Raw genomic sequence first — 10,247 nt, forward strand, 5'->3', positions numbered from 1 at the left:
CTGGCCAGTGATGTGGACAATCCGCTGCTCGGAACGAACGGGGCCGCCGCCGTTTACGGACCCCAGAAGGGTGCGACCCCCGAACAGGTCGCGGATCTGGAAGCGGCACTGAAGAATTGGGCCGCAGTGCTCGGTCCCGAATGGGCCGACAAGCCGGGCGCGGGGGCGGCGGGCGGCACCGGGTTCGGGGCGCTGGCGGCGCTGGGCGCCCACATGCGCTCCGGTATCGACCTGGTGCTCGACCTGATCGACTTCAAGGCCCAGGTGGCCGAGGCCGATCTCGTGGTCACCGGGGAGGGCTCCCTCGACGAGCAGAGCCTGTCCGGAAAGGCCCCGCTGGGCGTCGGCGGGGCCGCGCGGGCGGCCGGAGTACCGGTCGTCGCGGTCGCGGGCCGCGTCCAGCTCACCCCGGAACAGGTGCGGGCGGCCGGATTCGTCGCCGCCTACGCGCTTTCCGAGCTGGAACCGGATCCGGCCCGCAGCATGGCGAACGCCGCCGCGCTGCTGGAGCGGATCGGGGCGCGGATCGCCGAAGCCTGAGCGGCGGCGGGTCAGCCCGCCGCGTTGAGCGGGCGGCCCAGCACCCGGTCGCGATTGCGGTCGCCCCACTCCTCGAGCGGCCGCAGCGCCGCGCTCAGGTCCCAGCCCAGCTCGGTGAGCGAATACTCCACGCGCGGCGGGATTTCCGGGTAGATCTCGCGGTGCACGACGCCGCTGGCCTCCATCTGGCGCAGGTTCTCGGCGAGCACCTTCTCGCTGACCCCGGTCAGCAGGCGGCGGATCTGCCCGAAGCGCTGCGGCCCCTCGGCCAGCACCCACATCAGGTGCATCTTCCATTTGCCGCCGACCACATCGATGGCCACGGACATGCCGCACACCGTGTTAACCGCGTCACCCTCGGTACTCATCGCGCCCTCCTGACCAGATTTCGAACCTCCGGGTAAGCAACCCCACGCGCAGGTGCGGTCTTCCCGAGGCTACCGATCGCGCGCACTCTCGAACTCGGCCCGCCGCACCGGAAGGGCCGGAATCGAAGGGGTAGCACCATGTCTGAACTGCGTCGATCCGTCACCGTCATCGGTCTGGGCCCGATGGGGCGGGCAATGGTCCGGGCGTTCCTGAAGGACGGCGTCGAGGTGACCGTCTGGAACCGCACTCCCGGGAAGGCCGACGATCTAGTCGAACTCGGGGCGCGCAGGGCGGCCACGGTCGCCGAGGCGCTGGACGCCAACGAGGTCATCGTCCTGAGCCTCACCCACTACGCCGCCATGTACGACGTGCTGGAACCCGCCGCGGATCGCCTGCGCGGCAAGATCATCGCGAATCTCTCGTCGGATTCGCCGGAGAAGGCCCGCGACGGCGCGGCCTGGGTGCGCGAGCGCGGGGCCGAATTCCTGTCCGGCGGTGTGATGTCGGCGGGCGACAATATCGAGCACCCGGCGTCCTACATCTTCTACAGCGGACCCCGCGCGGTGTTCGACGCGCACGCCGAACTGCTGCGGCCGCTCAGCCCACAGGAGTACCTGGGTGTGGATGACGGTCTGGCGCAGGTCTTCTACCAGGGCCTGCTCACCATCTTCCATCCGTGGCTCCTGGCCTTCGACCAGGCCACGGCCATGATCGCCCGCTCCGGCCACGACATCGCCGCGTTCGTCCCGTTCGCGGTGCGCTCCAGCGCCGCCTTCCCGTACTTCATGGAGCAGTTCTCGGTGGAGAACCAGAACGGCGGCTGGGCCGACGAGGCCGGGCTGAAGATGATGGACGCGGGCGCGCAGCACGTCATCGACGCCAGCGAGGAGGTCGGGGTGGACGCCGCCCTCTCGCACACGGCACAGGCGTTCTGGCGCAAGGCCGTCGCCGCCAGCGCCGACGCGGGCCGGGCGGTGTCCACCTACGAGCTGATGGGCGCGGCGCGCGCGGACGCCTGAGCGGTCAGCGGGTGGCGAGGAACTCGATCGCGGCCGCGTAACCCTGGATCCCCATGCCCGCGATCACCGCGGTGGCGATGGGGGAGACATAGGAGTGGTGCCGGAACTCCTCGCGGGCATGCACATTGCTGATGTGCACCTCCACGATCGGCACCTCGGGGATCACCAGCGCGTCGCGCAGCGCCACCGAGGTGTGGGTGAGGCCGCCCGGGTTGATGACGATCGCCGATTCCATGCCGCGCGCGGCATGGATCCGGTCGATCAGCGCGCCTTCGTGATTGGACTGGAACGCCACGATCTCCCGGTTGAACCGTGCCGCGGTCTTGCGGCACAGCTCCACCACGTCGTCGAGGGTGTCCGAGCCGTACACCTCGGGCTGGCGCGTGCCCAACATGTTCAGGTTCGGGCCGTTGAGCACCAGGATCGGACCGGTTGCAGGCATGTGGCCCACTCTACGGCCCGGGCCTCCGCCTACAGGCCGGTCGGTCCCTCGGTGCGCAGGTCGTCGACTTTGCGCATGGCCGAGCGCAATTCCTCGAGCCATTCCTCGGCGTGCTTGCCGGCCAGCTTGACCGTCCAGGCCAGGGCGTCGGAGCGGGAGCGGGCCACGCCGGCGTCGACGAGGGTGTCGAGCACCTTGCGCTCGGGCTGGCGCAGCCGGGTCATGACCGGAATCGCCAGGTGGGTGAACATGATTCGCTCACCGTCGACGGTGATGCCCCAGGCCACATTGCGGCCGTAACGGGCCTGCGCCTCCTGGGCGATCTGCATGCGGGCGGGGCGGGTGGTCTCCCGGAAGCGGGCGATGACGCCGTCGCGGGTGGCCTGGGGAATACCGGCCGCGGGCGCGTCCGCGGGGGGAGCGTCGGTGGGTTCGGCTGCGGGGAGGGGGAGTTCGCCGACCACGACGATCTCGTCGCGATCGATCTCGAGGGTTGCGGGACCGGTGAACCAGTCGGCTGGCAAACGACCAGCGAACCAGTCGGCGGCGTCCGAGGCGTCGGGAAGGTCGGCTTGCTGCCAGCCGCCGGTGCGCCCGAAACCGGGTCCGCGATGTCCGTGTCTCATGTTGGTCACTCTCACTTACTGCATGGAGTTGTAATGCTGATTACAACGTTACGTCGAAACAGCTCCCCTGGGTTCCGCTCTGGGAGAACGGGGTTCGCGGGCTCGCGCCGGAACGGCTCGCGCGACTGTCACCAGTGAGAACCGAACGGTCTCCCGAGTCTCGAATACGCCAGGGCTGTAACCGACCGGTGATCATGTAAGTGGTCACTGCCGAACGATTTCGGCACTATGGTGGTGCTCAGAACAAGCACGCCTGGTGGAAAGGTGGAGCCGCGGCCGGTTGGAGCGCGGTACCGTGGACCTGTTGCTGTTGTGGCCAGAGTGAAGAGTGGGCGATATGGATGTGTGGGGATCCCGCCGCTTCCGGGTACGGGGTGCGATCGCACTCGCGGGTGTGGCGGCCGTCGCTATCGCGATGGGGTCATGTGGAGTTCGGGAGCGATCGTCGGGTGCCGAGGCGGTGGTCGAACGGTTCACCACGCTGATCGACAAGAAGGACTATGACGGGGCGTCGCGACTGACTTCCTACCCGGCCGGGGCTTCGGCAACGCTGAAGCAAGTTTTCGAGGGCCTCGATCCGGGCAAGCCCGACTACCACGTCACCCAGTACATCGGACTGGACGGTACGACTGGTCTCTTCTCCATGACCGGTGCCTGGAACTTCGGCGACAAGCGCGACTGGAAATACGACCTCAACGGCACCGTGCGCAAACTCAGTGTGGGCTGGCGCATCTCGTGGGATCCGGCCCTGGTCATGCCGCAGCTGGACGCCAAGCGCAGCGCCAAACTGGTGCACACCTCCGCCCAGCCCTCGCCCAAGGTGAACGACATCGTCGGGCAGCCGCTCATGACCGAGCAGACCATCAACGTCATCAAGCTGGACCCGGCCAAGATCGTCGACCCGGTCGCCTCCACCAACGCGCTCGGCGCGGCCATCGCGCCCGTCGCCCCGCTCATCGACGGACCGGCACTGCTGCAACAGCTCTCGGCCTCGCAGGGCAAACCCATCGTCGCGGTCAACCTGCGCGATGGCGACTTCAACATCCTGCAACCGCGCATGGCGCCGATCCCGGGCGTGGTGATGGAGAAGCAGCCGAAGCTGATCGCCGCCGACCGCCGCATCTGGTCGCCGCTGCTCGACGCGTTCGGCAAGGTGTGGGCCGACAACCGGGACGCGCACTCCGGCTGGGGAGTTCAGCTCTTCGAACCCGACGGCAGCTTCGTCACCCAGCTGGCCGGAGAGCAGGGCCCGCCCGGACCCGACATCCCCGCCACCATGGACCAGCGGCTGCAGCGCGCCGCCGAGGACGCGGTGGTGAGCACCGGCTCGCCCACCTCGATCGTGGCCATCCAGCCCTCGAGTGGCGCGACCGTCGCGGCCGCGCAGAACAGCCAGGCCAGCGAGCGCGGCAATATCGCCTTCACCGGGCTCTATCCGGTCGGCGGCATGATCGAGCTGTTCAAGAACGTCGCCGCGGTCACCAAGAACAAAGCGCCGCAGGACGTTTCGGTGGGCGACGCCGCGGACGCGGCCAGCCTGCTGGGCATCGGCATCGACTTCAAGGTGCCCGGGCTGGAGGAGACCACCGGTCGCCTGCCCACCGGCAAGAACGCCGCCGAGAATGTCGGGCGGGGCAATGCGGCGGACTCGCTGCTGGCCAGCCCCTGGGGCATGGCCATCGCCGCGGCCGCCATCGCCAACGGCCAGGTGCCCAAGCCGATGATCACCATCGGTCAGCCCGCCACCACCGAGGCCGACCTGGCCGCGCTGCCCGGCGGCGCGACCGACCGGTTGCGCGCCATGCTGCACGACGGGGTCGGCGCGCCGGAAATGGCCGCCCTCAACCGGTATCGCGACGTGCAGGCCTACGGCGCGACCACCGGCAACAGCGCCTGGCTCATCGCCACCATGGGTGACCTGGCCTTCGCCATCCACATCGACGATCCCGACAGCGCCGACCTGACCGCCCGGGTGGCCGCGCGTCTGCTGCAGTCGCTGGCCTCACCGGACTAGCGGGCGCGCAGGATCTGAACCGCCGCGCGCCAGCCGATCAGGAACAGGGCCAGGAAGGTCGCGGCCACCACGACGAAACTGAACGCGATGGTCTGGCCCGACGCGACCCGCAGCAGCATGCCGATGACCAGCGTGCTCAACCACAGGATCACCCCGGTCGGCCACCACGCGCGACCGTCGAAACGCCGTGCCGCACTGACCCCCTCGCGACCCGACACCACCGCGACGGCGATCACCCAGCCCAGCACCAGCCCGGTGCCGAACGGCCAGAACGTGCGCAGCAGGCCCACACCCAGCGTGGCCTCGTCATGACTGCGCCGCCCGAGCACGCAGAAGAACACCACGAGCACGACATCCACGGCGAACGGCACCAGTTTCCTCACGGGCCACAGGGTATCGGTTCAGGCGGCGGTGCCTTCGGGGCCCGCCGGTGGATTGGGGCGTCGGCGGTCGGTGACCAGGGAATTGCCGCGCTGCTCGAATTCCTTCTCGAGTTCCGCGTCGTCGGCTTGCGGTTTGCGGAAGAGGAACAGGAAGACGATCCAGCCGACGATCGCCACCAGCACGAAGCTGACCAGGCGGTAGAGGAAGGCCGCGGCCACGGCCTGCGAGGCGGGCAGTCCGGCCGCCACGGTCAGCGAATAGATCAGCGTGGCATCCACATAGACGATGCCGCCCGGCGCGAGCGGGATGGTGCCGACGGCCTTACCGGCCGCGAACGCCAGCATGAGCGCGGCCCAGCGCGGGTCCGCGCCCACCGCGTAACAGGCGAAACCCAGGCACGCGACATCGGCGAGTCGATGCAGCAAGGCCCACACCACGACCCACGCGCCGTCGCGCTTGTCGAGGTCCACCGATTCCAGCTGCGAGAGGATCTCGCCGACCTTCTCCACCCCGGTATCGGCGGGCTTGTGCCGAATCCGGTTCACCCGGTGCAGGATTCGCCGCAGCAGCGCCTCCACGCCGCCCGGATGCCGGGAGACGTAGTTGACCGCCCAGATCAGCACGGCGATGGTGCCCAGCGTCAGGATCACCTTCATCGGTCCGACCCGATCGCCGGACAACACCGCGCCGAACAGACCCAGCAGGGCCAGTCCGCCCGCCGCCACCGCACCCGACATCACCAATTGCCAGGACGCCAGGATCGGGCTCGCGCCCCAGCGCCGGGTCTGCCGGTAGGTGAAGGCGGCCGAGAACACCTGGCCCGCGGGCAGGGTCAGCGACATGCCGGTCGCACCGTAGACCACCGCCACCGATTTGCGCTGGCTCACCTCCACGCCGCCGGCGTGCATCAGCTGTTTCTGGATGCGGCCGAATCCGCTCATGGAAAGCGCCGCCATCACGATGCAGGCCGCGACCCAGCCCCAATGGATTTCGGTGAGGTTCTTCCAGGATTCGTGCAGGCGCGGATATAGATATATGCCCTCGGAAATCAGCAGCCCCACGAGCGCGGTGCCGAGAACCCATTTGGCCCACCAGAACCTGCCACGGTGCGGTTTATCCGCAGGCGGCGCAGGTTCGCCGGCCAGGTCACCATGGGCCGTCACGCTCTCACCCTAACGAACTCGCCGCCGCCTCGTCTGCATCAGTCGGGTCGACGCTTTCCGACGGCCAGGCGAGCCGGGTTTTCCGGCGGCGGCCGCGCAGTTGCACCTCTTCACCGGTCTGCCAATGCCGTTGCTCGTTCTCGTCGGCGAAGAAAAGGGCGCTCGACGAGGTCAGGACGCGTCCGGGGCGGTCCTTGGCGAGTTCGGTCAGGCGTGACGCCTCGTTCACCGGATCACCGATCACCGTGTATTCGAAGCGATTCGCGCCGCCGATATTCCCGGCCACCGCCAGGCCCGCCGAAACACCGATGCCGATATCCAGTCCGACCACCTCGCGCAGGGCTTCTCGCAGCTCACGGGCGGCGGCCAGGGCCGCGGTCGGTGCGTCCGGACGGTCCAGCGGCGCACCGAAGATGGCCAGCGCGGCATCGCCCATGAATTTATTGATAAGTCCGTGGTGCCGGTCGATGACATCCACGACAACCCGGAAGAACTCGTTGAGCAGGCTGACCACTTCGGTCGGCGGGCGTTCCGCGGCGGTCGCGGTGGAACCGACCATATCCACGAACAAGACCGCCACGAATCGGGTTTCACCACCGAGTTCGGTGCCGTACTCCAGTGCCCGGCGCGCGACATCCTCGCCCACGTGCTGGCCGAACAATTCCTGCAGTTCCCGCCGTTTCGCGGCCTCGCCCATCATGCGGTTGAAGCCAACCTGCAGCAGCCCGATTTCCGAACCGTCGAAAACTTCCACCTGCACATCCCGCGCGCCTTCCTGCACACGGTCGATGGCCTGGCTGAGCTGGCGGATCGGATCGGAAATGGAAGAACCCGTGAGCATGGAAAGAGCCAGCGCCTGCATGATCACCACACCGCACAACAGGAGAATCGAAACGGCCAGCGACTGCGCGGAAAACTGGACGCGGGAGGAAATCTGGGTGACGCACAACAGGACGATGGCGATCGTCGGCGCGAAGGTGCCCATGCCCCAGGTCATCGCCATCCGGGTGCCGACGCCCGCCGTCAGGGTGTGGTCGAAGGCCCCCGTGGTCAGCGCCTCCGCCGCGACCGGCCGCAGAATGCGCTCGCCCAGCATGTAGGTGAAGCCGAAAACGATGGTGGCGGCCATACATTCGGTGACGATCACCGCCGCCGCCATCTCCGGCGTCCGCACGATGATCAGCGACGCCAGCACGCCGCCGAGAATCAGCCACAACACCAGGTGCACGATCGACTGCCGCAACGGCGCGTGCAGCGCGGCCATCTGCTCCTGCCGCGACGGCGGCCCACCGCGCACCTGCCAGCGCATCACCGGCCGCAGCATCAGTGCCGACGCCGTCACACTCAGGAACCCGCCCACCAGCAGCACGACCGCGGGAATCAACAGCCCCGTCTGCCGAGTCGCGCTGTTCCCATTCGCCGGAACCGGCAACCCGTACTGAATGAACGCCCACACCAGCACAGCACCGAACGCGTTGGCCGCGAGCATGGAAGCTAGATACAGCGGCCAGCGAGTCCTCATGGTCTGTTTGACCGCTTGAAGGGGCGCTGCTGACACGATCACCAATCTAGCTGGTTCACCCGGTGGTCCAGAGGCGGAGCTTCTCGGGGTTGCGCATCACCCAGATGCGGGTGACGCGGTTGTCGGCGATGTCGAAGGCGAAGACCGAGATGATGGTGCCGTCGTGCTCGGCGACCAGACCGGGCTGGCCGTTCACGGTGCGCTCGACCAGGGTGACGTTCGGGCCGCGGGCGGCGATCTCGATCCAGGCGTGGGCGATCCGGTCGCCGCCGATGATCGGGTCGAGGAAGGCGACGGTACGGCCGCCGCTGTCGGCGGTCGCGATGGCGGCCGGGTCGAGCAGGCCGATCAGGGCCGTCAGATCGCCTGTCTCCCAAGCGCGTTTGAAATCCCGGACCACGTCGGCGCGTTCGGTGCTCGACGGGCTGCGCGAGGTGTCGATGCGGCGGCGGGCGCTGGAGGCGAGCTGGCGGCAGGCGGCGGGGGTGCGGCCGACGATCTCCGCGATTTCGGCGAAGGAGTAGCGGTAGACGTCGTGCAGGACGAACGCCACCCGTTCGGCGGGGGTCATGGAGTCCAGCACCACCAGGAACGCCATGCTGATCGACTCGTCGAGGGTGACCCGGTCGGCGGGATCGGCGGGGGTCGCGCCGCCGAACAGGTCGGGACTGCCGGGCAGCGGCTCCGGAATCCATTCGCCCACATACTGTTCGCGCCGGGCGCGCGCCGAGCCGAGCAGATCCAGGCAGATGCGCCCGGCGACCGTCGTCAGCCATGCGCCGGGCTTGTCCACCTCGTCGCGCTTGCGCTCGGACAGCGAGTACCAGCGCGCGTAGGTCTCCTGCACCACGTCCTCGGCCTCGCTCAGTGAACCGAGCAGCCGGTAGGCGAGGTTGATCAGCTGACGGCGCTCACTCATCACCGCCTGCAACCGCGGATCGGTCATGATGTCCGGCTCCTTCGATCGATGCCCCTTCATCCAACCCGACGAAACAGCGACTCGGGTTGTCAGGCCCGACGTACCGTTCGGGCCCGTTCCGCCGCAAAGTTTTTCCTGTTCTTAACGGGTGATTACCTGCCCGAATCGATTCGGCCGCAGCGGGCGGTAATGGCGGTCACATGAATTGACAGCCAATACTTGTGATGTCAAGCTACTGCGCAATCAGTCAGGTGGCTTCCCGCACAACGGGATACGCCATGCAATGCCGCAGCCCTGTTCTGAGGGGCGTGAATCGGCTGGCCGCGAATTCGTGCACCAAAACCCGATTCGAAGCCCGAAGGCAATACGTATGCGGACAAATACCGGCGGCGTGGTCGCGCGCCCCATCCGCGCATCCCGCTCGTGGCGGCGGAGTGCCGCGGTCGGAATGCTCGTCTTCGCCGCGATCCAGGCCGCGCCCTGTGAGGCATCGGCCGCGCCCGTGAGTCTCACCTGGCCCGCGGTGCCGCCCGAGGAAGTGGCCCGGCAGATGCAGTCCGCGATCGAGGACGTCTCACCCGGCACCGAGGTCGGCATCGATGTCGTCGACACCGGCACCGGCGGCGTGGTCGCCACCCTCGCCCCCGACAAGCAGTTCTACACCGCGTCCGTGGTCAAACTGCTGATCGCGCTGGATGTGCTGCACGGCAAAGGCCCGCAGGTGGATTCGGCCGACTCGACACGGTTGGAGCGCATGCTCTCGGCCAGTGACGACGATATCGCCGACGAGCTGTGGAGCGTGGGCGGTGGCACCGCGATCGTGAACCGGATGGTCGATCTGATCGGGCTCACCGGGACCCAGCCGCCCGAGGACACCTCCCAATGGGGCGAAACCCGCACCACCCCGGCGGATGTCGTCAGCATCTACCGCTACCTCGCCACCTCGGTTCCCGAACCGGCGCGCCGGATCATCATGAACGGCCTGAGCCACACCAGCCGAATCGCCGCCGACGGCACCGACCAGTCCTTCGGCATCCCCAATGCCTTCCCCGACGTCCCCAGCGCCGTCAAACAGGGCTGGATGATGCTGAGGGCCTCCACGACGATGAACACCACCGGCCTCGTCGGCATCTCCCCCGACCAGCCACTGCGCTACATCGTGGTCGTCCTGACCACCCAACCCGCCGGAATCGGCTGGAGCACAGCCGGTTCCGCACTCACCGCGGGCCTCACGGTCCTGCGCACGCCG

The 10,247-nt window shown here is 68.2% G+C and carries 11 protein-coding genes; 4 read left to right on the top strand and 7 right to left on the bottom strand.

The genetic code is table 11. From position 1 onward, the window contains the following. Nucleotides 1-540: glycerate kinase (locus tag ACWELQ_RS26225; RefSeq protein WP_452399706.1), on the top strand; the 540-nt coding region annotated here is incomplete at its 5' end. Between the two features lie 11 nt (nt 541-551). Here ACWELQ_RS26225 and ACWELQ_RS26230 read toward each other — a convergent pair. Beyond that, nucleotides 552-908: a winged helix-turn-helix transcriptional regulator gene (locus ACWELQ_RS26230; RefSeq protein WP_452399707.1), complete on the bottom strand. Its 357-nt coding sequence runs from the start codon at nt 906-908 to the stop codon at nt 552-554. A gap of 138 nt (nt 909-1,046) precedes the next feature. Between ACWELQ_RS26230 and ACWELQ_RS26235 the strand changes: the two genes are divergently transcribed. Then, nucleotides 1,047-1,928: an NAD(P)-dependent oxidoreductase gene (locus ACWELQ_RS26235; protein WP_452399708.1), complete on the top strand. Its 882-nt coding sequence runs from the start codon at nt 1,047-1,049 to the stop codon at nt 1,926-1,928. A gap of 4 nt (nt 1,929-1,932) precedes the next feature. On the opposite strand, the gene aroQ is transcribed toward ACWELQ_RS26235, so the two are convergent. Next, nucleotides 1,933-2,370: a type II 3-dehydroquinate dehydratase gene (aroQ, locus tag ACWELQ_RS26240; protein ID WP_452399709.1), complete on the bottom strand. Its 438-nt coding sequence runs from the start codon at nt 2,368-2,370 to the stop codon at nt 1,933-1,935. Nucleotides 2,371-2,399: 29 nt separating this feature from the next. Then, nucleotides 2,400-2,996 (bottom strand): hypothetical protein, encoded by a 597-nt coding sequence (locus ACWELQ_RS26245; protein WP_452399710.1) that lies wholly within the window; start codon nt 2,994-2,996, stop codon nt 2,400-2,402. Nucleotides 2,997-3,333: 337 nt separating this feature from the next. On the opposite strand from ACWELQ_RS26245, the gene ACWELQ_RS26250 reads away from it, so the two are divergent. Next, nucleotides 3,334-5,010 carry an NTF2-like N-terminal transpeptidase domain-containing protein gene (locus ACWELQ_RS26250; protein ID WP_452399711.1) on the top strand — a complete coding sequence of 559 codons (1,677 nt, stop codon included), beginning with the start codon at nt 3,334-3,336 and terminating at the stop codon, nt 5,008-5,010. Here the strand turns inward: ACWELQ_RS26250 and ACWELQ_RS26255 are convergent. The 4 genes from ACWELQ_RS26255 to sigJ form a co-directional block, all read right to left on the bottom strand. Further along, nucleotides 5,007-5,393 (bottom strand): DUF3054 domain-containing protein, encoded by a 387-nt coding sequence (locus ACWELQ_RS26255; RefSeq protein ID WP_452399712.1) that lies wholly within the window; start codon nt 5,391-5,393, stop codon nt 5,007-5,009. The two genes, ACWELQ_RS26250 and ACWELQ_RS26255, sit on opposite strands and share 4 nt — an antisense overlap. Before the next feature lie 18 nt (nt 5,394-5,411). Beyond that, nucleotides 5,412-6,557 (bottom strand): lysylphosphatidylglycerol synthase transmembrane domain-containing protein, encoded by a 1,146-nt coding sequence (locus ACWELQ_RS26260; protein ID WP_452399713.1) that lies wholly within the window; start codon nt 6,555-6,557, stop codon nt 5,412-5,414. Nucleotides 6,558-6,561: 4 nt separating this feature from the next. Continuing rightward, on the bottom strand, nt 6,562-8,046 hold the full coding sequence (locus tag ACWELQ_RS26265) for an adenylate/guanylate cyclase domain-containing protein (RefSeq protein ID WP_452399714.1): 1,485 nt from the start codon (nt 8,044-8,046) through the stop codon (nt 6,562-6,564). Nucleotides 8,047-8,134: 88 nt separating this feature from the next. Beyond that, nucleotides 8,135-9,025 carry an RNA polymerase sigma factor SigJ gene (sigJ, locus tag ACWELQ_RS26270; protein WP_452399715.1) on the bottom strand — a complete coding sequence of 297 codons (891 nt, stop codon included), beginning with the start codon at nt 9,023-9,025 and terminating at the stop codon, nt 8,135-8,137. 343 nt (nt 9,026-9,368) lie between these two features. Here sigJ and ACWELQ_RS26275 point away from each other — a divergent pair. Then, nucleotides 9,369-10,247: hypothetical protein (locus ACWELQ_RS26275; protein WP_452399716.1), on the top strand; the 879-nt coding region annotated here is incomplete at its 3' end.

The sequence above is a fragment of the Nocardia sp. NPDC004722 genome (assembly GCF_053601505.1).